Source organism: Nocardioides hwasunensis, from assembly GCF_014779665.1.
Classification (GTDB): Bacteria; Actinomycetota; Actinomycetes; order Propionibacteriales; family Nocardioidaceae; genus Nocardioides; species Nocardioides hwasunensis.
In genome coordinates, this window is sequence record NZ_JACXYY010000002.1 from 360,930 (window position 1) to 385,488 (window position 24,559).

28 protein-coding genes are annotated in these 24,559 nt (G+C 71.8%); 12 read left to right on the forward strand and 16 right to left on the reverse strand.

The annotated features are described in order from the left end of the window. Nucleotides 1–35 precede the first annotated feature (35 nt). Together IEZ25_RS05735 and IEZ25_RS05740 are read left to right on the forward strand one after the other, a co-directional pair. Entirely contained in the window at nucleotides 36–338 is a 303-nt protein-coding gene (locus IEZ25_RS05735; protein WP_191198437.1) for a hypothetical protein, read from the forward strand. 181 nt (nucleotides 339–519) lie between these two features. Continuing rightward, nucleotides 520–723, forward strand: coding sequence for a cold-shock protein (locus tag IEZ25_RS05740; RefSeq protein ID WP_191198438.1), 204 nt, complete (start codon nucleotides 520–522; stop codon nucleotides 721–723). A gap of 207 nt (nucleotides 724–930) precedes the next feature. On the opposite strand, the gene IEZ25_RS05745 is transcribed toward IEZ25_RS05740, so the two are convergent. Then, entirely contained in the window at nucleotides 931–1,209 is a 279-nt protein-coding gene (locus IEZ25_RS05745; RefSeq protein ID WP_191198439.1) for a GlsB/YeaQ/YmgE family stress response membrane protein, read from the reverse strand. Nucleotides 1,210–1,312: 103 nt separating this feature from the next. On the opposite strand from IEZ25_RS05745, the gene IEZ25_RS22140 reads away from it, so the two are divergent. Then, complete coding sequence (locus IEZ25_RS22140; RefSeq protein ID WP_318152063.1) at nucleotides 1,313–1,978, forward strand: helix-turn-helix transcriptional regulator; 666 nt, start codon at nucleotides 1,313–1,315, stop codon at nucleotides 1,976–1,978. A 159-nt stretch (nucleotides 1,979–2,137) separates the two neighbouring features. Here the strand turns inward: IEZ25_RS22140 and IEZ25_RS05755 are convergent, their stop codons facing one another. Continuing rightward, a complete protein-coding gene (locus IEZ25_RS05755) occupies nucleotides 2,138–2,746 on the reverse strand; it encodes a flavin reductase family protein (protein ID WP_191198441.1) in 609 nt (202 codons plus the stop codon). A gap of 92 nt (nucleotides 2,747–2,838) precedes the next feature. After that, entirely contained in the window at nucleotides 2,839–3,417 is a 579-nt protein-coding gene (locus IEZ25_RS05760) for a RidA family protein (protein ID WP_318152064.1), read from the reverse strand. Between the two features lie 119 nt (nucleotides 3,418–3,536). Between IEZ25_RS05760 and IEZ25_RS05765 the strand changes: the two genes are divergently transcribed. From IEZ25_RS05765 to IEZ25_RS05780, 4 genes are all read left to right on the forward strand, one after another. Further along, the gene (locus tag IEZ25_RS05765; protein ID WP_224748506.1) at nucleotides 3,537–4,346 is read left to right on the forward strand and encodes an ABC transporter permease; all 810 of its coding nucleotides are present in this window, start codon (nucleotides 3,537–3,539) and stop codon (nucleotides 4,344–4,346) included. A 56-nt stretch (nucleotides 4,347–4,402) separates the two neighbouring features. Further along, entirely contained in the window at nucleotides 4,403–5,080 is a 678-nt protein-coding gene (locus IEZ25_RS05770) for an ABC transporter ATP-binding protein (protein WP_224748507.1), read from the forward strand. 67 nt (nucleotides 5,081–5,147) lie between these two features. Further along, nucleotides 5,148–6,161 (forward strand): ABC transporter substrate-binding protein, encoded by a 1,014-nt coding sequence (locus IEZ25_RS05775; RefSeq protein WP_191198445.1) that lies wholly within the window; start codon nucleotides 5,148–5,150, stop codon nucleotides 6,159–6,161. A 5-nt stretch (nucleotides 6,162–6,166) separates the two neighbouring features. Next, on the forward strand, nucleotides 6,167–8,527 hold the full coding sequence (locus IEZ25_RS05780; protein WP_318152065.1) for an arylsulfatase: 2,361 nt from the start codon (nucleotides 6,167–6,169) through the stop codon (nucleotides 8,525–8,527). Between the two features lie 166 nt (nucleotides 8,528–8,693). Here the strand turns inward: IEZ25_RS05780 and IEZ25_RS05785 are convergent, their stop codons facing one another. Continuing rightward, on the reverse strand, nucleotides 8,694–9,263 hold the full coding sequence (locus IEZ25_RS05785; RefSeq protein WP_191198446.1) for an LOG family protein: 570 nt from the start codon (nucleotides 9,261–9,263) through the stop codon (nucleotides 8,694–8,696). A gap of 32 nt (nucleotides 9,264–9,295) precedes the next feature. Here IEZ25_RS05785 and IEZ25_RS05790 point away from each other — a divergent pair, with 32 nt between their 5' ends. Beyond that, complete coding sequence (locus IEZ25_RS05790) at nucleotides 9,296–9,496, forward strand: hypothetical protein (protein ID WP_191198447.1); 201 nt, start codon at nucleotides 9,296–9,298, stop codon at nucleotides 9,494–9,496. On the opposite strand, the gene IEZ25_RS05795 is transcribed toward IEZ25_RS05790, so the two are convergent. Next, nucleotides 9,493–10,002, reverse strand: coding sequence for a metallophosphoesterase family protein (locus tag IEZ25_RS05795; RefSeq protein ID WP_191198448.1), 510 nt, complete (start codon nucleotides 10,000–10,002; stop codon nucleotides 9,493–9,495). The genes IEZ25_RS05790 and IEZ25_RS05795 overlap by 4 nt on opposite strands. Nucleotides 10,003–10,006: 4 nt before the next feature. After that, the gene (locus IEZ25_RS05800) at nucleotides 10,007–11,197 is read right to left on the reverse strand and encodes an FAD-dependent oxidoreductase (protein ID WP_191198449.1); all 1,191 of its coding nucleotides are present in this window, start codon (nucleotides 11,195–11,197) and stop codon (nucleotides 10,007–10,009) included. A 36-nt stretch (nucleotides 11,198–11,233) separates the two neighbouring features. Here IEZ25_RS05800 and IEZ25_RS05805 point away from each other — a divergent pair, with 36 nt between their 5' ends. Beyond that, nucleotides 11,234–12,178 (forward strand): NAD(P)/FAD-dependent oxidoreductase, encoded by a 945-nt coding sequence (locus IEZ25_RS05805; RefSeq protein ID WP_191198450.1) that lies wholly within the window; start codon nucleotides 11,234–11,236, stop codon nucleotides 12,176–12,178. On the opposite strand, the gene IEZ25_RS05810 is transcribed toward IEZ25_RS05805, so the two are convergent. Further along, a complete protein-coding gene (locus tag IEZ25_RS05810; protein WP_191198451.1) occupies nucleotides 12,165–12,530 on the reverse strand; it encodes a nuclear transport factor 2 family protein in 366 nt (121 codons plus the stop codon). The genes IEZ25_RS05805 and IEZ25_RS05810 overlap by 14 nt on opposite strands. Nucleotides 12,531–12,611: 81 nt before the next feature. Between IEZ25_RS05810 and IEZ25_RS05815 the strand changes: the two genes are divergently transcribed. Further along, on the forward strand, nucleotides 12,612–13,457 hold the full coding sequence (locus tag IEZ25_RS05815) for a DUF1707 SHOCT-like domain-containing protein (protein ID WP_191198452.1): 846 nt from the start codon (nucleotides 12,612–12,614) through the stop codon (nucleotides 13,455–13,457). On the opposite strand, the gene IEZ25_RS05820 is transcribed toward IEZ25_RS05815, so the two are convergent. Beyond that, nucleotides 13,454–14,263: a DinB family protein gene (locus tag IEZ25_RS05820; protein WP_191198453.1), complete on the reverse strand. Its 810-nt coding sequence runs from the start codon at nucleotides 14,261–14,263 to the stop codon at nucleotides 13,454–13,456. The two genes, IEZ25_RS05815 and IEZ25_RS05820, sit on opposite strands and share 4 nt — an antisense overlap. 55 nt (nucleotides 14,264–14,318) lie before the next feature. Between IEZ25_RS05820 and IEZ25_RS05825 the strand changes: the two genes are divergently transcribed. Then, nucleotides 14,319–15,203: an alpha/beta fold hydrolase gene (locus IEZ25_RS05825; RefSeq protein WP_191198454.1), complete on the forward strand. Its 885-nt coding sequence runs from the start codon at nucleotides 14,319–14,321 to the stop codon at nucleotides 15,201–15,203. Nucleotides 15,204–15,209: 6 nt separating this feature from the next. Here IEZ25_RS05825 and IEZ25_RS05830 read toward each other — a convergent pair whose 3' ends face one another. Further along, the gene (locus tag IEZ25_RS05830; RefSeq protein WP_191198455.1) at nucleotides 15,210–15,425 is read right to left on the reverse strand and encodes an amphi-Trp domain-containing protein; all 216 of its coding nucleotides are present in this window, start codon (nucleotides 15,423–15,425) and stop codon (nucleotides 15,210–15,212) included. 83 nt (nucleotides 15,426–15,508) lie between these two features. On the opposite strand from IEZ25_RS05830, the gene IEZ25_RS05835 reads away from it, so the two are divergent. Further along, nucleotides 15,509–16,363, forward strand: coding sequence for a helix-turn-helix transcriptional regulator (locus IEZ25_RS05835; protein WP_191198456.1), 855 nt, complete (start codon nucleotides 15,509–15,511; stop codon nucleotides 16,361–16,363). Nucleotides 16,364–16,366: 3 nt separating this feature from the next. Here the strand turns inward: IEZ25_RS05835 and IEZ25_RS05840 are convergent, their stop codons facing one another. The 7 genes from IEZ25_RS05840 to IEZ25_RS05870 form a co-directional block, all read right to left on the reverse strand. Next, the gene (locus tag IEZ25_RS05840; protein WP_318152066.1) at nucleotides 16,367–17,137 is read right to left on the reverse strand and encodes an aldo/keto reductase; all 771 of its coding nucleotides are present in this window, start codon (nucleotides 17,135–17,137) and stop codon (nucleotides 16,367–16,369) included. 206 nt (nucleotides 17,138–17,343) lie between these two features. Further along, the gene (locus IEZ25_RS05845; RefSeq protein ID WP_191198457.1) at nucleotides 17,344–18,492 is read right to left on the reverse strand and encodes an acyl-CoA dehydrogenase family protein; all 1,149 of its coding nucleotides are present in this window, start codon (nucleotides 18,490–18,492) and stop codon (nucleotides 17,344–17,346) included. 3 nt (nucleotides 18,493–18,495) lie between these two features. Further along, nucleotides 18,496–19,536, reverse strand: a complete 1,041-nt coding sequence (locus IEZ25_RS05850; protein WP_191198458.1) for an LLM class F420-dependent oxidoreductase — start codon at nucleotides 19,534–19,536, stop codon at nucleotides 18,496–18,498. Nucleotides 19,537–19,804: 268 nt separating this feature from the next. Then, a complete protein-coding gene (locus IEZ25_RS05855; protein WP_191198459.1) occupies nucleotides 19,805–21,568 on the reverse strand; it encodes an ABC transporter ATP-binding protein in 1,764 nt (587 codons plus the stop codon). Continuing rightward, complete coding sequence (locus IEZ25_RS05860; protein WP_191198460.1) at nucleotides 21,565–23,277, reverse strand: ABC transporter ATP-binding protein; 1,713 nt, start codon at nucleotides 23,275–23,277, stop codon at nucleotides 21,565–21,567. Before IEZ25_RS05860 ends, IEZ25_RS05855 begins: the two co-directional genes overlap by 4 nt. A gap of 48 nt (nucleotides 23,278–23,325) precedes the next feature. Continuing rightward, on the reverse strand, nucleotides 23,326–23,997 hold the full coding sequence (locus IEZ25_RS05865; RefSeq protein ID WP_191198461.1) for an alpha/beta hydrolase: 672 nt from the start codon (nucleotides 23,995–23,997) through the stop codon (nucleotides 23,326–23,328). Further along, nucleotides 23,994–24,536, reverse strand: a complete 543-nt coding sequence (locus IEZ25_RS05870; RefSeq protein ID WP_318152067.1) for a YbaK/EbsC family protein — start codon at nucleotides 24,534–24,536, stop codon at nucleotides 23,994–23,996. Before IEZ25_RS05870 ends, IEZ25_RS05865 begins: the two co-directional genes overlap by 4 nt. Between the last annotated feature and the right edge of the window lie 23 nt (nucleotides 24,537–24,559).

The following is a 24,559-nucleotide window of genomic DNA, read 5'->3' on the forward strand; positions in this document are numbered from 1 at the left end:
GGTCGGGCAGGGTCCTGACTGACACTGGAGGCGACATGGTGGCGAGCCGCTCGGCCCGCGAGCGGAGGGCGACCGCCCAGGCGGGTCCGCTGGGACGGGCCAAGGTCGACCTCGACGGCGACCAGCAGTTCCTCTACCGGATCAGCTGCACGGCCTGCACAGCCCGCGGTCACCGCGCGTGGTCGACCCATCGCGCCGGTGGCGACAACGGCTTCATGGCCGCCATGGACCGGTGGATCTTCCACCTCGTCGAGAGGCATCCCGGACAGGATGCGCCGTGCCTGGAGTTCCTCCCCGAGGCACAGCGGAGGCTCCACGAACGGCGCGAAGAGCGGTAGGCGCGCGGAGTGCGCTACCGTGGGTGCTGTTGAAGGGTCGACCCCGGTCGTCCTGGTCGCGCACCTAGCCGCGGCTCGTGTCTCGTACTCCTGGTTTTCGGTTCGCTGGATATCAGCTCAGTTGGATGTCTTCAGCAGCTGGAGGGCACAGCGTCCTCCGCACCGAACAAGGGAAAAGATCATGGCTCAGGGCACCGTCAAGTGGTTCAACGCTGACAAGGGCTTCGGCTTCATCGCGCAGGACGGTGGCGGCGAGGACGTGTTCGTCCACTTCTCCGCCATCCAGACCAACGGCTACAAGTCGCTCGACGAGAACCAGAAGGTCGAGTTCGACATCACCGCCGGCCCCAAGGGCCCGCAGGCCGAGAACGTCCGCGGCATCTGATTCATCTCGAAGGGCCCCGACCGCACTGCGGTCGGGGCCCTTCGTGCGTCCTGGGCACGTCTCCTGCTGAGCTCGTGGCGTCGCCCGCCGTCGGCCCTGCAGGAAGCCCGCGCCCGCGGCGATGACGGGCTCGGCGGTGACGGACCCGAGCAGGCTGGGGATGCGGGGGACACAGCGTGTGCGGCCCCCGCATCCCGGCTGGTGGGGTCAGACGTGGGCGGAGCTGCGGCGCTGCGTCATCTGCCAGATGACCAGTGCGATGACCGCGCCGATGATCGAGCCGATGATGCCGGCGGGCTGGAGGAAGCCGTCGCCGGCGTCCTTGCCGAAGAGCAGGTAGCCGAGGAAGCCGCCGACCAGCGAGCCGACGATGCCGAGCCCGATGGTGGCCACGATCGACATGTCCTGGCGTCCGGGCACGAGCAGCCGGGCCACGAAACCGGCGATGGCGCCGACGACGAGGATGGTGATAATGAGTCCGAGCATGGGAGTGCCTTCCGTTCGAGGGCCACGGTGGAGGCCCTTGAGGTACACGGAAACACCCCCGAGGGAGGTCAAACACACCCCGGGGTGGGTTAGGCTCACCTGCGTGAGCCAGCCCGGTCGTCCCATCCAGGTCGCCATCGTCGACGACTACGACGTCGTGGTCGTCGGGGTGGCGAACATGCTGGAGCCCTATCGCGAGCGCGTCGTCGTGGCCGAGCTCGACACCAACAAGCCCTTGGTCGACGAGGTGGACGTCGCGCTCTACGACTCCTTCGCCCAGCCCGAGTCCGACCACGACGAGGTCCGGACGCTGATCGACAACCCACGTGCTCGCAAGGTGGTGATCTACACGTGGAACTTCCACCCCGACCTCCTCGACATGGCCCGCGAGCTCGGGGTGGACGGCTACCTCTCCAAGGCGCTGTCCGCTCGTGAGCTGGTCGCGGCCCTCGAGGCCGTCCACGCCGGCGAGACCGTGATCAACGAGCCCGCCGCGAGGACGACGCGCACCACCGCCGGTGACTGGCCCGGACGCAACGAGGGCCTGTCCGACCGCGAGTCCGAGATCCTCGCCCTGATCACCCAGGGCAAGAACAACGCCGAGGTGGCGGCGCTGACCTACCTGAGCCCCAACACGGTGAAGTCCTACATCCGCGGGCTCTACCGCAAGATCGACGTCGAGAGCCGCACGCAGGCCGTGCTCTGGGGCGTACGCCACGGGTTCATGCCCGACCACCGGCGCATCGACCACTGGCGCGGCGGCCCGTGAGCGGCGGCTCGGGACTCGCAGCCTGCTGCCCCGGGCACTCTCGCCGGACGATCTGAGGACGCCGCGCGACCCCGTCGCGGGCGACATCGAGCTCACCGGCGAAGCAGTCCCCACCCGCTGCCGCGTCGCCTTGTGTGGGACTCGTGCTGGAGGGGCGCGTCACTGTGGGCGACGCATGTCGAACCGGTTGCCGGTGTCGATGCCGAAGTAGGCCGTCGGTCCGCCTGCCCGCAGGATCGGCTGCGCCCGGGCTGTGTCGTAGACGCCGTCGACCAGCAGGTCCTCGTCGATGTGCACGCCGACCACCTCGCCGACGGTGAACCAGGAGCCGCTGGCCTCACCGGCTGCCGTCTGCAGCTCGACGATCTGGGTGACTCGGCACTCGAAGGTGACCGGCGCCGCAGCGACTCGAGGCGCCCCGACCTCCCAGGAGGCGACTGCCTCGAGCCCGGCCGCCTCGAACTCGTCGACGTCCTCGGTGGTGGAGGTCGTGTTCATCTGCTCAGCCAGGGAGCGGGTGACGAGGTTCCAGGTGAACTCGCGCGTCGCCTCTGCGTTGGCGACGGTGCCCTTCCAGCCGTTGCTGGAGAACCCCACTAGCGGCGGGCTGTAGTTGAGCGCGTTGAAGAAGCTGTAGGGCGCCAGGTTGCGTCGGCCCTGCGCGTCCAGCGTCGCGATCCAGCCGATCGGGCGCGGGGCGACGATGGAGTTGAAAGGGTCGTGCGGCAGCCGGTGGCCGTCCGCAGGGCGGTAGAAGTGTTCGCTCACCTGTGCATGACATCAGAGCGCACAACACCGCTGACGAGGGGGACCGCGCCCACGGCGCCTGCGAGTGGTGCGGTCCTCGTCAGCGCCGACGATCAGGCCAAGGATGCGGTCATTCGGATCGAGACGAGCAGGCCAGGCACCTCGGCTCCGAGCCTGGCCGCGTAGCGCGCCGGCGGTTCTGTCGGGAACCAGCGGGCGTACTCCTCGTTCATGCCGGCGAAGTCGCCCGGGTCGCTGAGCAGCACGCCCACTTCGACGACGTCATCGAGCGACGCACCTGCCGCCCGCAGGATGGCCTCGCAGTTCCCGAGCGCCTGCCTGGTCTGGGCTCGGATGTCGTCGCCCGCCATGCGACCGGTGCTCACGTCGATCCCTGTGGTGCCTGAGACGAACACCTGGGACCCGGCCCTGACTCCTTGGCTGAAGAGCGGCGAGTGGGGCGCGTCTGGAGTGGTGATTGTCTGGCGGGGCATGTCCGACCTCCTGCTCGATGGTCGCACCACCAGGTGCCCAGTGGAAGACGGTAGTCGTCGCACGCCCCGCCACGCGGTGGAATGCGGCTTCCTGGCGGCTGATGCGGTGGCCCGACGGATCGAGGAACGTGGGTCACGCCCGCCGGGGGGCCGTCCGCTGTCGACTCGTCGCGCTTCTGAGCCGATCGCGACACGCATGTCCAAAGCGTGAGCAATCGCGACGTCGGAGGAACCTTGTATCTACTATCTTGACCATGTCAGTAGAGATAGGCCTCAATGAGAGGTCGCCAACCACCGATGAGTCCTTGCGTCTCGGGATGGATGACCGCCTGGCCACGCCGGTTCGCTCGCGCCGCGCGCGACGTCAGGTCCCGCACGGCCTCGGCCGGCTTCTCGGACCGGTCGTGCTGGTGGCGTTGTGGTTCGTCGCGACGAGCGCAGGCTGGGTCGACGCGCGCACCCTTGCCTCACCCGCCGCCGTCTGGGATGCCGCACAGCGGCTCCTCGAGACCGGCCAGCTCCAGGACAACCTCCTGGTGTCGCTGCAACGTGCGATGACCGGCCTCGCCATCGGCGTCACGGTCGGGGTCGTCCTCGCCCTGGTCTCGGGACTGACCCGCGTCGGGGAGTTCCTCCTCGACGCGAACCTGCAGATGCTGCGGTCGATGCCGATCCTCGCGCTGGTGCCCCTGGCGATCGTGTGGTTCGGCATCGGCGAGGAGGTCAAGATCCTGCTCGTCTCCCTCGCGGTGATGTTCCCGATCTACCTCAACACCCATGCCGCTGTCCGCGGTGTCGACAGCCGCTTCGTCGACCTCGCCTCGACGGTCGGCCTCGGCCGGATCGCCCTCGTGCGGCGGGTCATCCTGCCCGGCGCACTCCCGGGCTTCTTCACGGGCCTGCGCTTCTCCGTCGCCATCGCCTGGCTCGTCCTCGTCGTCAGCGAGCAGATCAACGCCTCGTCAGGGATCGGCTACCTCATGACCCAGGCACGCAACATCGGTCAGACCGACGTCATCATGGTCGGGCTCGTGGTCTACGCGCTCCTCGGCCTCATCTCGGACACCCTCGTCCGACTTCTCGAGAGGAAGGCGCTCACGTGGCAGTCCACCCTGCAGTCCCGCTGAACGACGCACCCGTCACCGACCGCCCGGCCGGACCGGTGGCCGTACGAGCGTCTGGCTTGTCACGAGCATTCGACGGACGCGGCATCCTGCACGACATCGACCTCGAGATCCGGCAGGGCGAGTTCGTCGTGCTCCTCGGCCGCTCCGGCTCGGGAAAGAGCACGCTCCTGCGGATCCTGGCCCGGCTCGACGCCGAGTTCGACGGCGAGCTCCGGGTGCCCGACCGGCCGTCCGTGGCCTTCCAGGACTCCCGGCTCCTGCCCTGGAACCGGGTGATCGACAACGTCACCCTCGGACTGACCGACAAGGACGCCAAGCGCCGCGCGGCCGAGCTCCTCGCCGAGGTCGGTCTCGCCGACCGGGCGCGCGCCTGGCCCAAGACGCTCTCGGGCGGCGAGGCCCAACGCGCCGCACTGGCCCGCGCGCTGATCCGTGAGCCCGAGCTGCTCCTGATGGACGAGCCGTTCGGGGCGCTCGACGCGCTGACCCGCATCCGGATGCACCGCCTGCTCCGCACGCTGTGCGAGCGCTACCGACCCGGCGTGCTGCTCGTCACCCACGACGTCGACGAGGCCGTGCTGCTCGCCGACCGGATCCTCGTGCTGACCGACGGCCGCGTCTCGCTCGACCTCACCGTCGACCTGCCGGCCGCAGGACGTCGCCACACCCAGGAGTTCACCGACCTCCGGACCCGCCTGCTCACCGAGCTCGGGGTCGAGGACGACGACCAGTAGGTCCTCGCCACCGGCCGGTCTCGGGCCGTCTCACGCCCTCGCACACACTCACCTCGAAGGAAGACCCATGCACACATCGCTCCTGCGCGCCCGGAACATGGCGGCCGTCGCAGTCGCCGGCGCCCTCCTGCTCGGCACGTCCGCCTGCTCCGACGACGCGTCCGCCGACGCCGCGTCGGGTGGCGGCGACCGCACCCTCAACGTCGGCCAGCTCGGCGCCAGCAAGGTCACCGAGGCACTCCTCGACGCCGCCGGCGAGGCCGACGACCTCGGCTACACCGTCGAGTACAGCCTCTTCCCGACCGGCGGAGGCGGCTTCATGGAAGCCGTCCCCAGCGGATCGGTCGACGTCGCCCTGATGGCCGACACCCCACCCATCTTCGGCCAGGTCGCCGGCGTCGAGACCAAGGTCGTCGGCGTCCAGACCTCGGTGGTCGACGGCGCGTCGACGGTCGAGGTCTTCGCGGGCAAGGACTCGGGCATCGAGTCCGCCGCGGACCTCGCGGGAAAGAAGGTCGCGCTCACCGAAGGGACGATCCTGCAGTACACCGTGGTGAAGGCCCTCGAGGAGGAGGGGCTGAGCTATAAGGACATCACCCCGGTCAACCTCCCGCCGGCTGACGCCATCACCGCCTACCAGAGCGGTGACGTGGACGCCGTCGCCGCGCTCGGCCCGCAGCTCGCGCAGCTGACCGCCGCCGGCGACGCCGTCGTGGCCGACGGAGTCGGCACGACCACGGGCTACCAGTACGCCGTGGCCACCTCCGCCGCGCTCGATGACGAGCAGAAGGTCGACGACATCACCGACTACCTCCAGCGCGTCGGGCGCGCCCAGGCCTGGGCCGCCGACCACCAGGACGAGTGGGCCGCGAAGTACGCCGAGGTGACCGGTCTGCCCGTCGAGATCGCCCAGATCCTCGTCGAGCGCGAGTCCTACGAGTGGCTGCCGATCGACGACAGCGTCATCGCCGCCCAGCAGGCACAGGCCGACGCCTACACCGACCTCGGCCTGATCCAGACCGACCTCGACGTCGCGCAGGAGTTCGACGACCGCCTCAACGACACGCTGGCCGGGAGGTGAGCGACGTGACCGACCAGGACCCCACCACTTCCACCCCCACGTCCAGCTCCGGCTCCAACGGGTCGGGCATCCCGCCGCACGCACGCGGCTACGAGGGCTTCCCGGGCACCATCGGGCGTACGGTCCGCGAGTCGACTCGAGCCTGGCCGCGCGAGCGCCGCGCACCCGACTCCGCGCCGAACATCGTGGTCGTTCTCCTCGACGACATGGGCTACAGCGACATCGCACCCTTCGGCTCCGAGATCCCCACGCCCAACCTCGACCGCATCGCCGGCGGTGGGCTGAGCCTGGCCAACTACCACACCACCCCGGTCTGCTCCCCTGCCCGCGCGGCCATGATGACCGGCCTCAACCCCCACCGGGCCGGGTTCGCCAGCGTCGCCAACTCCGACCCCGGCTACCCCAACATGCGCGTCGAGATCGACGAGGACGTCGCGACGCTCCCCGAGGTGCTGCGTGGCCAGGGTTACGCAACGTTCGGCATCGGGAAGTGGCACCTCACTCGCGACGCCCTCATGAACGACGGGGCGCCGAAGCACACGTGGCCGCTCCAGCGCGGCTTCGACCGCTACTACGGCACGCTCGAGGGCTGCAACAGCTTCTTCCACCCCAACCGCCTCGTCCGCGACAACACCGCACTGGACGTGGCCGAGCTGCCCGACGACTACTACCTGACCGACGACCTCACCGACCAGGCCGTCTCGATGATCAAGGGCCTGCGAGCCAACGACTCGCGCAAGCCGTTCTTCCTCTACTTCGCCCACCACGCCATGCACGGTCCGCTCGGCGCGAAGCCCGAGGACATCGAGCGGTTCCGCGGGAAGTACGACGAGGGCTGGGACGTCGTGCGCGAGCGACGCCACGCCCGTCAGGTCGAGCTCGGCATCATCGGTCCCGACGTCCCCCTGCCGCCGCGCAACGCCGAGCCGGGCTTCGACGTCCCGGCCTGGGACTCGCTGCCAGCCGAGGAGCGCGAGCTCTACGCGCGCTACATGGAGGTCTACGCCGCCATGGTGCACAGCGTCGACGAGAGCCTCGGGCGCATCCTCGACACCATCGAGGAACTCGGCGAGCTGGACGACACCATCGTCATCTTCACCTCCGACAACGGTGGCACGGCCGAGGGCGGTGCGGAGGGAACGCGCAGCTACTTCAGCCGGTTCGTCCACATCCCCGGCATCCCGAAGGACTGGGAGGCTGACGTCGCGCGAGACCTGGACCTGATCGGCGGACCGCGGACCATGGTCCACTACCCGCGAGGGTGGGGGATGGCATCGAACACGCCGTTCCGCTTCTACAAGGGCCAGACCTTCGCCGGCGGCGTCCGCGTGCCGTTCCTCATCAGCTGGCCCAACGGGTTCGGGGCGGGAGGGGTGCGTCACCAGTACCAGTACGTCACCGACGTGCTGCCCTCGCTGCTCGATCTCGCCGGGCTCGAGCACCCGGGGGAGCGCAACGGCGTACCGACCAAGAGCGTCGACGGCTTCAGCTTCCGACCGCTCACCGAGTCGCCCGATGCCGAGAGCACCCACCCCGAGCAGTACGCCGAGTTCGGCGGCAACCGAGGCTTCTACCGTGACGGCTGGAAGGTCGTCACGAACCACGCGCCCGGGACACCGTTCCACGACGGCGAGTGGGAGCTCTACGATGTGCGCACCGACCCCAACGAGCTCAACAACCTGGCGGACGACGAGCCCGGGCTGCTCAAGGAGCTGGCCGAGGCGTGGGAGGACGCCGCCTGGCGCAACACGGTGTTCCCGCTCGGCGCCTCGATGCTCCCGGGCCGCCGGCCCGCCGAGGAGGAGCTCGCGCGCTCGGTCCGGATCCTGCCGGGCACGCCGAAGCTCGAGCGCTACCGCTCGAGCCGACTGACGTCACTGCGCTCCTTCGCAGTCGAGATCGACCTCGACCACGCCGACGATGACGCAGGCGTCCTCGTCGCGCACGGCGACCAGGGTGGCGGATACGCCGTCTACATCGAGGACGGACGCCTGCGGGTGGCCTACAACGAGTACGGCCGGATGCGCGACATCGACGGCGGCGCTCTGCCCGAGGGACACCACCTCGTCGAGCTCCGCGTGGACTGGCAGCCGGACTTCCACGTCGACGTGCACCTCGTGCTCGACGGCGTGGAGGTCGGGGCCCTGCCGGGCGTCTGGATGCTCGTCGGGATGGCCCCCTTCAGCGGCATCGACGTGGGCCTCAACCGAGGCGGCCCGGTCCACTGGGAGCTCCACGAGCGCCACGGCAGCTTCCCCTACTCGGGACGGCTCCACCACGCCACGTGGACACCAGGAGAGGTCGCTGACTACGACCCCGCCCAGGTCGCGCAGGCCGAGATCGAGACGGCCGCCTTCTACGACTGATCAGTCGGGGCCTCGAGCGTGTCCGCGCTCGAGGCCCCGACTCACTCGATCGCCCCGTGGTGGTGGGGGCGGAGGAGTCGCCGGGTGAGGCCCCACGAGGCAGCCTGGCCCGTCGGGCAGGCATCCGTCCCACCCGCACGCACGCCGCAGCAGGCGACGAGCCGGGTCAGCCGCGGCCACCCCGAGACACCGACGGGTGCGCCAGCGCATCACGCACCGCAGGCACGACGTCGTCGACGCTCGCCACGCACCGCGCGATGGCGAGGTCGGCAGGGTCGACGATGAGCCCGGCACCGACCACGTCGCGGACGTCCTGCCACGGCTGGCCCACCATCACGAGCTGGGCAGCATCGGGTTCGGTCTGCGCGGCGCCCCAGACCATCGCGGCCTCGGCGAGGGTGCCGAGCCCACCGGGGAGGGCGACCACGACGTCGGCGGCCATCAGGTGCCGCAGCCGTTCGGCGTAGTCGGCGGCCCAGCGCACCTCGGCGTTGCTCTCGTGCGGGGTGAGGTGGGTCCACGCCGACATCGGCAGGCCGACGGTGTGCCCACCGGCCGCGGCCGCGCCCGACGAGGTGGCGCCCATCAGGCCGCCGTAGCCGCCGGTGACGACCGTCCAGCCCTCGGTCGCCAGCGCCCGCCCGAGTCGTACGGCGTCCTGGTAGACCTCGTCGTCCGGACCCAGCCGGGCGGACCCGATGACGGCGATCTCGACACTGTCCCTCTGCGCACCCATGCGTCGAAGCCTCGCACGGGTAGGTTCGAGGGGTGTACGACGACTACGACACGTGCTCCGTGTGCGGCTCCGCGGTCCGGCTGCTCCCGAACCCGGGTGCATCGGCTGATCCCTCGGACGGGCCGGGCGGCCCCCGCGACGGGTTCGTCGGGGCGGGTGACGACCCCGTCGACGTGCGCGAGTGCACCAACGAGGACTGCCCGACGCGGAAGGTCGACGGCCCGAACGCCTAGCTGCGCGGGGGCAGCCGGTGGAGCGTGACGTCGCGCAGCTGCCCGTCGGCGGCCGTCGCGGTCAGGTAGGTGCCGTGCGGCTGGCGCCGCCGGTCGGTCGGGGAGCCGGGGTTGAGCAGCCGCAGCCCGGTGGCGGTGGTGCTGTCCCACGGGATGTGGCTGTGCCCGAAGACCAGGACGTCGAGGTCGGGGTGGAGCTCGCTCATCCGCTCCTCGCGGCCCTTCGCCTGCCCGGTCTCGTGCACGACCCCGATCCGCACGCCCTCGACCTCCACCCGGGCGACCTCGGGCAGGCGGGTGCGCAGCTCGCCGTGGTCGTTGTTGCCGAAGACCCCGACGAGCCGGCGCGAGCGTGCCTCGAGCGCGTCGAGGAGGCGTACGTCGACCCAGTCGCCGGCGTGCACCACGACGTCGGCCTCCGCGACGGCACCCCACACCTCCGCGGGCAGGTCCTTCGCCCGCTGCGGGAGGTGGGTGTCCGCCAGGAGCAGCAGCGAGGTGGCCATCCCCCTAGGCGAGCGTCACCGGCATCGCCGGCAGCTCGCGGTCGGTGTCGGCGACCGACATCATCTTCTCCACGAGGGGCTTGACCGGCGCCGATGTCATGACCTTGTCGGCCAGCCCGCGGAGGGCCAGCCCGAGCCGCGTCTGCGGGTAGGCGAACCCCAGCACGGCCTTCGGGATGGTCTGGACGTCGTCGACCAGCGGCCGCATCCACTCGTCGTAGGCGGCGAACGCGGCCTCGAGGTCGTCGGGGTGCTCGGCCAGCGAGGCGGCGAGGACGTAGCCGCTGGTGAGCGCGAGGCTCGCGCCTCCACCGCCCATCGGCGTGACGCACCATGCGGCGTCACCGGAGACGACGACGCGGCCGCGGTGCCAGGACTCCATCCGGATCTGGGTCAGGCTGTCGAGGTAGACGTCGTCGGAGTCGTCGAGTCCGTCCAGGATCCGCGGCGCCTCCCACCCGACGCCTTCATAGCGCTCACGCAGCGCGGCGAGCGCGTCGTCCCGGTCGAGGGCGGCGAGGTCGTCGTCGTCGCGGTACGCCAGCATCGCGCGGGTGGTGCCGTGGTTGTCGGGGCGCAGGTGCACCTGGCGGCCCTCGGTCGTGGTGTGCCAGCGCCACTGCCGGTCGTCACTCGGCGTGCGCGCGATGGTGCCGAAGGCCATGTTGACGCCGAGCGGGTGTCGCTCGACGTCGTCGAAGACCAGGTCGCGCGTGCGGGAGCGCACGCCCTCGGCGACGACGAGGAGGTCGGCGCTCCACGACTGGCCGGCGGCCGTGGTCACGGACACCGCGCCGCCGACGTCGTCCACCGTGCTGATGGCGTCGTCGAAGACGATCTCGACCCCGTCGGGCAGGTGGTCGCGCAGCACCTGGGCGAAGTCGCCGCGCAGGATCTCCAGCTCGGCGGTCGCGCCGTCGGTGCCGTCGGACGGCAGCTCGGCGGTCACCTCGCCGTCCTCGTCGACGAACACCGTCCCGGTCTCGGTGGTGTTGAGCGCCTTCACCGCGTCGAAGAGGTCCATGCGACGCAGCACCTCGCGCGCCACGCCGCGCACGTCGACGTTCTGCCCGCCGTCGCGGAACTCGGGAGCGCGCTCGACGACCACGACGTCCCAACCGGTGCGGCGCAGCCAGTAGGCGGCGGACAGGCCGGCGATGCTGGCGCCGGACACGACGGCGAGTCTGTTGCTCATGCGGCCAGTTCAGCACGTGCGACCTAGGGTCGTGGCATGGCTGACGTCGTGGTGGTGGGTGCGGGCATCTCGGGAGTCGCCTGCGCGCGCGAGCTGCGCATGGCCGGGATCGACGTACGCCTGGTGGAGCGCGGGCACACCGCCGGCGGGCGGATGGCCTCACGCGGGCTGTGGGACCGGCGGGTCGACCTCGGGGCGTCCTACTTCACGGTGACCGACCCCGGGTTCGCCGCGGTCGTCGACGACTGGTCGGCCCGCGGGCTGGCGCACGAGTGGACCGACACCTTCTGCCTGCTCGACCGCGGCGACGTCTCGCTCAAGCAGGGACCGGTGCGGTGGGGCGCGGCGCGCGGCATCCGGTCGCTGGTCGAGGACCTGGCGACGGACCTGCGGCGAGACCGGCACGAAACGACGTCGCTTGCCGACCTCGAGGAGCAGGTCGTCGTGCTCGCCATGCCCGACCCGCAGGCGCGACGCCTGGTGGGGGAGCACCCGGTCGCCGAGCAGCTCGCCCGCGAGTGGGAGCCGGTCATCGCGCTCGCCGCGCGGTGGCAGGCGCGCACCTGGGACCGGGTGAGTCCGACCGGTCGCTTCGACGGTGCCTTCGTGCACGGTGACGACGTCCTCGACTGGATCGCCGACGACGGGCGCCGGCGCGGTGACGACGCAGCCGTCCTGGTGGCCCACTCGACGGCCGCGCACGCGCAGGCACACCTCGCGGACCCCCAGGCCGCGGGACCGTCGATGCTGGCCGCGCTGCGCGACCTCCTCGGGCTGGACGAGCCGGCCCAGACCCACGCGCACCGCTGGACGTACGCCCGCCCGGCGGGTGAGCGAGACCTGCCGTACGCCCTCGCCGAGGGCGACCGGCTCGTCGGCGTCTGCGGCGACGGATGGGGCGCGGCACCCAAGGTCGAGACCGCCTGGCTCTCGGGCGCGCAGCTCGGCCGCGAGCTCGCGGGTCGGCTCAGCGCGACCTGAAGCCCGAGCACAGCACCCGCAGGTGCTCGATCCGCTCGCCGCCGCGGTAGTAGGCCTGCTGCTCGGCGACGAACGCGCCGTCCGCGTTGGTCAGGTCGAAGCGATAGCTGACGCGCGCGGTGTCGGCGACGTCCGTGCCGTCCTCGACGTCGATGACCCGCTCGATGGTGTCGGACTCCTCGAACCACGACCCCAGCACCGTCTCCACCACGGCGTCGGGTCCGGTGCCCTCCCACAGCCGCCCGGGCGTCAGGCCCTTGAAGTCGACGTCGTCGGCGAGCAGGTCGCGCAGCGCGGCAGCGTCCTTCGCGGCGATGGCGTGCGCAAGCCGGCTGCCGAGGGACTCGTTCATCTGCTCAGTGTGCCCGCGTCCGGGCGGCCCGGGAAGGTGGCGGGCGAACCGGACGTCGCCGACCTCGCTAGAGTCCGCGTCGTGGCCGGTCCCGACATGCGTGCACGCGACTCCGACCGCAACGAGGCGATCGAGGTCATCGAGACCGCGTGGAGCGACGGACAGCTCGCCCGTGAGGAGTACGACGCCCGCACCACGAAGGCGTTGACCGCGACCACGCTCGGCGACCTCGAGCGACTCGTCCGCGACCTCCAGGAGCCGGGCAAGAAGCGGGTCCGGGCGAGCCTCACCCGGCTCGCGGAGGTGCGCGGCAGGCCAGCGCCCACCCAGACCCAGGTGGCGATGGCCGAGGGGCTCGCCGGCTTCGCCCGCAGGTTCGGCACCGGGGTGCTCGTCATCGCCGTGACGGCGTTCGCCGTGCTGGTCGCCCTGCCGTGGCTGCTGCGCGGCTCGGCGGATCCCGCCGAGGGCACGCAGTCCTCGGCCCCGGTCGACCTGCTCACCGCCGACGGCTTCCGCACCTTCGTCGAGGCGGTCGACGACAAGACCGGAAGCACCCTGGTCTTCGACGCCTTCGTGGGCTCGGAGAGCTACGGCGCGGCCACCGTCCCGGCCGACGCGACGAGCGACCGCTACGTCCGGTGGACCTGGCGCGACGCCGGGTTCGTGGACGGCGAGTCGACCGGCCGCGACGAGGGCGCCATCCGCTTCGACCTGTCCCGGATCGACGCCGACGCCGTCCCCGGCCTGGTCGAGCAGGCCGGGGACCTCGTCGACGAGCCCGACACCTTCACCCTCACCATCAGCCCGGACCCGTACGACCTGGAGCGCCAGTGCTACCGGGTGATGGCCGGCAACCGCTTCAGCGAGTACGCCACCATCACCGCGTCGTGCTCCGGGCGCGTGCTCAAGACCGACGCCCCCTAGCCCGGCAGCTCGGCCAGGTCGCGCTCGGCGTAGAGCCGGTGCTCCCACTCCTCGTTGAGCACGACCTTCAGGCACTGCGCGACCGTGAGCCCCGACGCCTCGGTCATGAACGGCGTCGCCGAGGAGACCTCGCGGGCCAGGCCCTCGTCGGCCGAGCCTCCATCAGTGAGGCCGTCGAGCACCGCCTGCGCGGTGGCGCGCCGCTGCGCTCGCACGCCGAGCACCTCGTCGAGCGAGGGTCGCACGTCGCGGTCCCACGGCACGCCGTCGACCGTCGGCGCCTCGTCCCACGGCAGGTCGAGCGGGTGCCAGGGCGACGGATCGGCCAGCACGATGCCGCCGACCCAGCAGGCGTGCGCGAAGCCGAGGTGCCGCAGCGTCTCGGTGAACGACCACTCGCCGTCGACCTGCTCGTGCAGCCGCTCCGGCGGCAGGGCGCGGGCCCGCTCGACCGTGCCGGCCCAGAGCCGGTCGAGCGTCGCGAACGCCTCGCGGAAGCCGGCCGCGTCGGTGGGCCGCATCAGCGCCCGCTCGGGCATCCGGCGGTCGAGCTCGGCCTCGACGAGCGGCACCACGTCGACGCCGTTGACCACGAGCCGTCCGAGCTCGCCGTGGATCTCCATGTCCGGCACCTCCACGCCGGTCATCCGCACGCCCTTGAGCCAGGCGGCCCGGACCCGGAGGTCGCTGAGGTCGGCGTCGCGCAGGTCGGCGCCCGCGAGCCGGACGCCGTCGAACGTCGAGCCGCTGAGGTCCACGCGCCGGAACGTCGAACCCGCCAGGTCCTGCTCGGTGAAGTCGGTCATGGCTGCAGGCTAGGAGGTGTTGCGGACGATCCGCGACCGGTTCGACACTGGCCTCATGACCGATGCGCCCCGCACGCCCGGGACGGTCGCCGTCCCCGGCGCCGTCCTCTCCTTCACCGTGGTCGGGGACCTCGCCGACGCCACGGATGGTGCGCCGCCCCTGGTGCTCGCCGGATCACCGATGGACAGCACCGGCTTCGGCAGCCTGGCGGCCGGGCTCGAGGGACGGGTGCTCGTCCTCACCGACCCCCGCAACGTGGGCCGCAGCACCCGTGAGGACGACACGGCGGCCGTCACGCCCGAGCAGCACGCCGAGGACCTGCACGCCCTCGTCGAGGCACTGGGCATGGGGCCCGTCGACCTGTTCGCGTCGTCCGGAGCCGCGGTCAACGCGCTGTTCCTCGTCGCCGCGCACCCCGACGACGTACGCCTGCTGGTGGCGCACGAGCCGCCGATGACCGCGCTGCTGCCTGACGCGGAGCCCATCGCCCGCGCGTGCGACGACCTGGTCGCGGCCTACGACGCCGCGGGCATCGGCCCCGGGATGGCGCGCTTCATCAGCCTGGTGATGCACCGCGGCGAGTGGACCGGGGACGAGCCGATCCCCGACCCCGCGATGTTCGGCCTGCCGGCGGAGGACGACGGCTCCCGCAGCGACGCCCTGATGGCCAACATGCGCGGCGAGGGCTGCACCCGCGTCCCCGATCTCGACGCGATCCGCTCGGCGTCGACGACGGTGGTCATCGGCGTGGGCGAGGAGTCCGGCGGACCCGAGGACGGCGAGATCGCGGGCCGGTCGGCGTACGCCGTGGCGCGGGCGCTCGACGTCGAGCCGGCCGCTTTCCCGGGCGGCCACAACGGCTTCCTGGGCGGTGAGTTCGGTCAGACGGGCAAGCCGCAGGAGTTCGCCGCGCGGCTGCGCGAGGTGCTCGGCGACTGAGCCGATCTACCAGGTGAGCTCGATCTCGACCTCGTTGTCGTCGCCGAGCTCGACCTCGACCTTGAGCCGCACCTCGTCGGGGACGGCCACGGTGATCCGTCCTCCGTCGCGCGCGAACTCGACCGAGTTGTGCTTGGCGAGGGAGTCGGCGAGCAGCCGCAGCCGGTTCGCGGCGTCCTCCCGGCTCATGGTCTGGGTCTGGTCCATGTCGAAGAGGTCCATGCCTCGAAAGTAGCGAGAGGGTGGGAACGACAGACCCACCGTGAGAGCGCACCCGGCTGGTCGCAGGCTGGTTTGATCGGAGCATGGACAGCGCGCTCGGCTCCCAGCTGCGGCTCTGGCGGGACCGGGTCACGCCGGCGGCCGTCGGGCTGCCGAGCCGGGCACGTCGGCGGGCGCCCGGCCTGCGCCGCGAGGAGGTCGCGCAGCTCGCCGGTGTCTCGGCGGACTACCTGGTCCGGCTCGAGCAGGGACGGGCCCGGCACCCGTCCGCGCAGGTGGTGCAGTCGCTGGCGCGGGCGCTGCGGCTCGACGACGAGGAGCGCGACCTGCTGCACCGCATGGCCGGTCTGCTGCCGCCGACGTCGGGCCGCATGGACCGGCACGTCACGCCGAGCGTGATGCGGCTGGTCGACCGGCTCGGTGACACCCCGGTCAGCGTGATCGACGCGTCGTGGCAGACCGTCGTGCAGAACCGGGCCGCGGAGGCGCTCTTCGGCGACCTGTCCGCGATGACCGGGCTCGAGCGCAACCGTGCCTGGCGCACCTTCATGGACGTGCCGGGCATGGGACGCATGGAGCCCCAGACCCGCTCGATGGTCGAGCGCGACGTGGTCGCCGACCTTCACGCGGCGCTGCTGCGCCTGCCCGACGAGCCGGACATCGCCGCCGTCGTCGAGGCGCTGAAGCGCGACAGCCCGCGCTTCGCCGAGCTCTGGGAGACCACGCCGGCCAGGGTGCGCGGCGCCCAGCGCAAGACGCTGATCCACCCGCAGGTCGGTCGGTTGACCCTCGACTGCGACGTGCTCTCCGTGCACGGCAGCGACCTGCAGATCGTCGTCTTCACCGCCGAGCCCGGCACGCCGGACGCCGAGGCCCTCGCGCTGGCGGTGGTCGTCGGGCTCCAGCAGCTGGGACCCGAGCTCACCGCCGGCGGGTGATCCTCAGAGCTCGACGGGCTGGGGTCCGACCTCGTCGAGCCGGGTGAGGTCGGCCTCGTCGAGCACGATGTCGAGGACGGCCATGTTCTCCTCGAGGTGTGCGACCGAGCTGGTGCCCGGGATCAGCAGCACGCGGTCGTCCTGGGCGAGCAGCCAGGCCAGCGCCACCTGGCTGGGGGTCACGCCGTGCTTCGCCGCGACCGCCGACACGTGCTCGTCGGCCGCGAGCGCCTTCGGGCCGCCGTTGAAGGCCGAGCCGAGCGGGAAGTAGGGGACGTAGGCCACACCCAGCTCGCGGCAGGCGTCGAGCACCGGGCGGTCACGCTGGTCGAGGATGCTGAACGCGTTCTGCACCTCGCCGATCCCGACGAGCTCGTGCGCCCGGCGGACGGTCTCCGCGGTGACGCTGGAGACGCCGATCAGGTCGAGCTTGCCCTCGTCGCGGAGCTCGGCCAGCGCGCCGAGCTGGTCCTCCAGCGCGGGCTCGACACGGTCCGGGTCGTCGCGCTCGAAGCGGCGCAGGTTGACCAGGTCCATCCGCTCAACGCCGAGGGAGCGGAGGTTCTGCTCGACCTGCGCCTTGAGGTCGGCCGTCTCGGCGCCGGGGACCCAGGCGCCCTGGTCGTCGCGGGTGGCGCCGACCTTGGTGACGAGCCGGAGGCCCTCGGGATAGGGGTGCAGGGCCTCGCGGATCAGGTCGTTGACGACGTCGGGGCCGTAGAACTGGGCAGTGTCGACGTGGTCGACGCCGAGCTCGATCGCGCGCCGGAGCACGGCGCGCGCCGTCGGGATCGGCCGGCGGACCGAAGACGCCCGGACCGGCGAGCTGCATGGCACCGAAGCCGATGCGGTGGACGGGCCGGTCGCCGAGGAGGGAGGTGCGGGTGGTCTCTGTGGTCATGCCTCCACCGTGCGCCGACGTCCGGCCCCGGACCAGTGGACCCGTTGTCATGGGAACGGCAGTGCCACCCTCCGCGGGCTCAGAGCCCCAGCATCCGCCCGATGATCTCCTTCTGGATCTCGGTCGTGCCGCCGTAGATCGTCTGGATCCGGGAGTCGACGTAGGCCTTGGCGATCGGGTACTCGTTCATGTAGCCGTAGCCGCCGTGCAGCTGCACGCCCGCGTCGACGACGCGCTTCTGGAGCTCGGTGGTCCACCACTTCGCCATCGACGCGAGGGCGGTGTCGACCTCGCCGGCGTTGAGCCGCAGCACGCAGTCGTTGATGAAGACCCGCGCGATGTGGGCCTCGGTCGCCATCTCGGCGAGCAGGAACCGGTTGTGCTGGAACGTCCCGATCGGCTTGCCGAAGGCCTCGCGCTCCTGGACGTAGGCCAGGCACAGGTCGAGGACGTGCTCGATCGCCGCGACCGCGATGCACCCGATCGAGACCCGCTCCTGCGGCAGGTTCTCCATCAGCGAGACGAACCCCGACCCCTCAGCGCCGAGGAGGTTCTCCTTCGGCACGCGCACGTCGGTGAAGCTGAGCTCGGCGGTGTCCTGCGCGTGCAGGCCCATCTTGTCGAGGTTGCGACCGCGCTCGAAGCCTTCCGTGCCCCGCTCGACGACGAGCAGCGAGATGCCCTGGTGACCGGCGTCGGGGTCGGTGCGGCAGACCACGACCACCAGGTCGGCCAGGATGCCGTTGGAGATGAAGGTCTTGGAGCCGTTGAGGACGTAGTGGTCGCCGGCGTCGACTGCAGTCGCACGGATGCCCTGCAGGTCCGAGCCCGCGCCGGGCTCGGTCATCGCGATGGCGGTGACGAGGTCTCCGGAGACGCAGCCGGGCAGCCACCGCTGCTTCTGCTCGTCGGTGCCGAGGGAGGAGAGGTAGGGGACGATGATGTCGGTGTGCACGGCGAAGCCCGGGCCGGAGGCGCCGGCTCGCGCGGACTCCTCGGCGAGCACCATGTTGTAGCGGAAGTCCCTGATGCCGGGGCCGCCGTAGGCCTCGTCCACGTCGAAGCACAGCAGCCCGCGCTCACCGGCCCTGCGCCACACCTCGCGATCGACGATGCCGTCGCGCTCCCACTGCCCGTGGAAGGGCACGACCTCCTTGTCGAAGAAGGCGCGCGCCACCGCGCGGAAGTCCTCGTGCTCCTGCTCGAGGATGCTGGGCCGCTCGGGCATGGGTCAGGACACCCATTCCTTGAGCTGCGCGACCGTGGCGGCGGGATCGTCGGAGGCGGGGACGACGGTGAGGTCGGTGACACCGGCCTCCTCGAAGGCGGCGATCCGCTCCTTGACGTAGGACGCGGGACCGACGAGGTTGGCCGCCTCGAGCCACTCGGCGGGGACGAGCGCCTCGGCCTCCTTCTTCTTGCCGGAGAGGTAGAGGTCCTGGATCTTCTCCGCCTCCTCCTCGTAGCCGTAGGCGCGGGCGACGTCGTTGTAGAAGTTCTTGCCCTTCGCGCCCATGCCCCCGACGTAGAGGGCGAACAGGGGCCTCGCGAAGTCGAGCAGCGCCTTGGTCTCGGGGCCCTCGCCGATCGCGACCATCCCGCCGGCCATCACCTGCAGCGGGCCCAGCCCGTCGAGCCGCTTGGCGTTGCCCGCCGCGAGGGCGTCGCCCCAGACGAGGTGCGCCTTCTCGGGGTGGAAGAGGTGGGGGATCCAGCCGTCGGCGATCTCGGCGGTCTGCTCGACGTTCTTCGGGCCGAGGGAGGCGATCCAGATCGGGATGCTGTCGCGCTCGACCTTGGTGAGCAGCTTGAGCGGCTTGCCGAGCCCGGTGACCGCGCCGTGCTCCCGGTCGAGCGGCAGGTGGAAGACGCCGTCCGCGGTCAGCGGCTCACGTCTGAGGCCGCGCCTGATCAGGTCGATGACCTCGGCGGTGCGGGCCATCGGTTTGCTGTAGGGGACGCCGTGGAAGCCCTCGATCACCTGAGGTCCGCTGACCCCGAGGCCGAGGATCGCGCGTCCGCCGCTGACGTTGTCGAGGCCGGCCGCGGTCTGCAGCAGGGCGCCGGGCGTGCGGGAGTAGATGTTGAGGATCGCCGATCCGATCTTGACGGTCTCGGTCTTCGCCGCGAGGTAGCCCATGAGCGTGGGGGAGTCGAAGCCGTAGGCCTCTGCGACCCACACGCTGTCGAGGCCCGCCTTCTCCAGCGCGACCACCTGGTCGGCCGCGGTGCGGGGGTTGCCGTCGTACATCAGGGAGGTCGCGAGGCGCATGCCACAACTGTGACAGTGACACTGTCACGATGGCAAGACTGCCCCGATCGCCCCCGATCGCCCCCGATCGCCTCGGCGTCCGCCGCCGTCAGCTCGAAGAAGCCCAACCGGATCCTGCTGGTCGGCAGGTGATCGCGGACCTCGGCGAGCGCCGCGCGGCCGACATCCCACACGTGTCCGAGATGTTGCCCTGTGGGAGCGCGATTCGGGGCGAGAAGCCGGACACGTGTCCGAGTCGTCGCCCTGCCGGCGCGAGCGGGAGCCGGACTCAGGCACCGCTCGAGGACGAGGTCCCGTGCCACGACTCCCAGAGGGCGGCGTACGACCCGCCGGCGGCGACGAGCTCGTCGTGCGAGCCGAGCTCGGAGATCACGCCGTCCTCGACGACGGCCACCCGGTCGGCGTCGTGGGCGGAGAAGAGCCGGTGCGCGATCGCGATGACCGTACGTCCCTCCAGCACCGCCGCGAGCGAGCGCTCGAGGTGCCGGGCCGCGCGGGGGTCGATCAGCGAGGTGGCCTCGTCGAGCACGAGCGTGTGCGGGTCGGCGAGCACCAGCCGGGCGAGCGCGATCTGCTGGGCCTGCGCGGCGGTGACGCTGCGGCCGCCGGAGCCGATGACCGTGTCGAGCCCGTCGGGCAGCGCGGTCGCCCACTCGTGGGCGTCGACGGCGACCAACGCGGTGTGGATCTCGTCCTCGGTCGCGTCGGGACGGGCGAGGATGAGGTTCTCGCGCAGGGTGCCGACGAAGACGTGGTGCTCCTGCGTGACGAGAGCGACGTGCCCGCGCAGGTCGCCCAGCGGCAGCTCGACCAGGCCGACGTCGCCGACGGTGACCGCGCCCGAGCGCGGCGTGTGGATGCCGGCGAGCAGCCGGCCCAGCGTCGACTTGCCGGCGCCGGAGGGGCCGACCATCGCGATGCGCTCGCCGACGCCGACGTCGAGGTCGACCCCGTGCAGCACGTCGCGGCCCTCGACGTAGGCGAAGCGCACGTCGTCGGCGTCGAGCTTCTCCGAGGACGGCACGCGACCGGACACGGTGCGGTCGTCCGGCACCTGCGACACACCCAGCAGCCGCGACAGCGCGGCGGCGCCGAGCTGGAGCTCGTCGAGGATCGACACGATCCGGTCGACCGGGTCGATGAGCATCTGGACGTAGAGCGTCGCGGTCGTGACCTCCGCGAGCGACACCTCGCCGCGGGTGTAGAGCCAGCCGCCGAACAGCAGCGTCCCCACCACCGGCAGGAGGTAGCTCAGCTCCATGCTGGGGAAGAAGACGGTCCGCAGGTGGAGGGTGTACTTCTCCGCCTCGAACGACGCCGCGCAGTCGTCGTCGCCCTGCTGCACCCGCTTGTCCCCGAGGCCGAGGGCCTCGACGGTGCGCGAGCCCTCGACGGTCTCCGAGAGGCTGGTCGTGATCTGGGAGTACGACGCCGTCTCGGCGAGGTAGCCGTCCTTGGCGCGGGCGAGGTACCACCGCAGCCCGACCACCAGGGGCGGCGTCGCCAGCAGGCAGGGCAGGAAGACCCACCAGCCCACCGACAGCGCGGCGCCGAAGGTGAGCACGGCGGTGACGACCGCGATCGTCCACTCCGGCAGCGCCCACCGCACCGACCAGCCGAGGCGGTCGATGTCGGACCCGGTCCGGGTGAGGAGGTCGCCGGACCCGGCCGCCTCGACGGTGCCGACCGGCAGCGCGAGGGTGTTGGCGACGAAGTCCTCGCGCAGCTCGGCGAGCACCAGCTCGCCCATCACCTGCGAGCGGTACCGCGCGTAGCGGGTGAGCACCGACTGCGCGACGAGGAAGACCGCGAGCAGCACCGCGATCCGGTCCACGTAGGCCCGGGTGGTGCCGTCCTCGACCGCCTGCACGAGGTCGCCGAGCAGTCGCGGTGCCGCCAGTGCTGTGACCGCCGCCAGCACGTGCAGGCCCAGCGCGGACCAGAGGAGGAAGGGGTGGCGGTGCGCGACCCGGCCGACGTAGCGGCGCACGGCCGGGCCGTCTGCGATCGGCAGGCGCGTGGTGACGCTCATGAGATCGCCTCCACGTCGCGTACGACGACGCGGCGGTAGGCGGCGTGGTCGGCCAGCAGGTCGGCGTGGGTGCCGACCGCCGCCACACGTCCGTCGACGAGGAAGGCGACCTCGTCGACGGCGTCGAGCAGGAGCGGGCTGACGGTGGTCACCACGGTCGTACGCCCCGCGCGGTGCTCGCGCAGCCGGGCGGCGATGCGAGCCTCGGTGTGGGCGTCGACGGCGCTGGTGGGCTCGACGAGCACCAGGATCTCGGGGTCGGCCGCCAGCGCCCGGGCCAGGACCAGGCGCTGGCGCTGGCCGCCGGAGAAGGAGCGACCCTTCTCGGTCACGACCGTGTCGAGGCCGTCGGGCAGGGCGTCGAGGATGTCCTCGGCCGAGGCGGTGGCGAGCGCCTGCTGGACCTCGCCGTTGCCCCGTTCGTCGAGACGGTCCGCGAGGCGACCCGCGAAGAGGGCGGCGCCGGTGTCGGAGACCATGATCCGCTCGCGCACGAGGGCGTGCGGCAGCGAGGTCAGCGGCGTGCCCGCGAGCATCACCTCGTCGTCCTGCTCGCCCGCGCAGAGGCCCAGCCGGTCGGCCAGGTGGGCGGAGTCGTCGGGCTGCTCGGAGACGATCGCGGTGAGGGTGCCCGGTCGGATCCGCAGACCGGTGCGGGCGTCGTGCAGCTCGGCGTCCGACGGCGGGGGATCGGCCGGCGTGGCGGGCTCGACCACGTCGGGGTCGAGCGCCAGCACCCGGCACACGCGGGCGGCGGCGACCCGCCCGCGGATCAGCTTGTTGGCGAACTCCGTGGCCGTGCGCAGGGGCAGCATCAAGAACGCGGAGTAGCCGTAGAACGCGACCAGCTCGCCGGCGGTGATCTCGCCGCTGACGGCGGAGCGGGCGCCGAGCCACACCACGAGCACCACGAAGACCCCGGGCAGGAACACCTGGAGCGCGTCGAGGACCGACTGCAGCTTGGCCACGTTGACGGCTGCGGTCCGGGTGGCCTGCGACTCGCGTCGGTAGCGGTCGAGGAAGACGCCCTCGCCACCGATGCCGCGCAGGACGCGGAGCCCGCCGACGATGTCGGTGCCGGTGTTCGAGAGGTCGGAGCGCATCTGGCGCTCGGTCGCGCTGCGCGCCTGGAGCGGCTTGAGGAGCGGCCCCATCACCAGCAGCAGGAGCGGCACCCCGACGAGCACCACCAGACCGAGCTGGACCGACGTGGACAGCAGGATCGCGGAGACGAGCAGGAAGGAGACGATCGCGCCGGCGAAGCGGGCGGTCACGTCCATGACGTTGCCGATGTGGTCGAGGTCGGTGGTGCCGATGGCGATCACCTCGCCGGTGCTCACCTTGCGCGGCAGCGAGCCGCCGAGCCGGACGGACTGGCGGGTGGTGATCTGGACGATGCGGTAGGACGCGGTGAGCCAGTTGGTGACCGCGAAGCGGTGGCGCATGATCCCGGTGACCGCCTGCAGCAGTCCGATCACGAGCATCACGCCGGCCCACAGCAGCAGCTGCCGGTCGTCGCGGGCGGCGATGCCGCGGTCGATGGCGCGGCCGAGGATCGCCGGCAGGACCGCCTGGCACGACATCCACACGATGCCGAAGCCCATCCCCCCGAGGAGGGTCTGCCACTGGTGCCGGGCCAGCCACCACAGGAAGCGGTTCGGTGTGCGGTGGTCCGCCACTCCGGGATCGGGGACGGGAAGGGTTCGCACCGATCGATACTAGGGAGCGCCCCGGGGCCCCGCTAATCCTTTACGGCGTCAGGCCTCGGCCCAGGAGGCGCCGTCGAGCACCTCGCGGACGGGTCGGGACCGGGCTGGGGTGCCGAGCAGCGTGGCGGTGACGAACTCGGCGGCGTAGCGCTCGAACGTACGCCCGTGGCGCAGCATCGCGTGCCGGCCGCCGGGGACCGCGACGTAGCCGACCCGGCCCGACTCCGACAGCCGCCGGGCCAGTTGGAGCGAGCGCTCGGGACGGGCGATGCGGTCGTCGGTGCCGTGCACGAACAGCACGCGGGTGTCGCCGAGTCGCACGCGGTCGGTGGTCTGCACCCACGGGTTGAGGGCCACGATGCTGTGCACGCCGGGCTCGACCCCGCCGAGCAGGGCGGCGCGACCGCCGAGCGAGTGGCCGACGAGCGCGACGGGGAGGTCACCGTGTCGCTCGGCGACCCGACCGAGCGCCCAGGCCACGTCCATCACGGGGGTGGTGCTGGCGTCCCAGCCGCGGTGGCTGTTGAGCAGTCGGTGGACCGCGAGCCGCGACCGTCCGGCGTGGGCGATCCGGCGCGCCACGGGCACCATCCGGAGCACCGACAGCTGCGTGGGGCTGACCATCGCGCGCGTCCCGCGGCTGGCGCCCCCGTGCAGCACGAGCACGATCCCCTCGGGCTGCCGAGGCGTGTGGACGTCGATCAGGCGGGCGTTGCTCACCGACCGAGGTCCGCAACGACCTCGGCGCCGGGCAGGTCGGCCAGGAGCCGGCCCGGGACCAGCAGCTTCGAGGTGCGTACGCCGCTGCCGACCACGACGACCGGCTCGTCGAGCAGCGCCTCGTGGACCAGGACGCGCCAGCCGTCGGGCAGGCCGACCGGGGTGATCCCGCCGTGCTCCATCCCGGTCTCCTCGACCGCGCGGTCCATCGGCAGGAACGACGCCTTGCGCACGTCGAGCATCTTGCGGACCAGGGTGTTGACGTCGGCGCGGGTGTCGGCGCGGACCACGCAGGCGGCGATCCGCTCGTCACCGGCGCGTGAGCCCGAGACGACCACGCAGTTGCCGCTCGCGGTCATCGGGATGTCGTAGGCCTCGCTCATCGCCGCGGTGTCGGCGAGCCCGGGGTCGATCTCGACGACCGCGACCTCCGCGGCGCCCGGCCATGCGGCCAGCGCGGCCGCGACCGGCGGGGCGACGAGGTCGGGGTGGTCGACCGCGGGCAGCGAGGTGAGGGTCGCGAAGGAGGGGAGTGTCACGCGGTCATCATGCGCCATTCACC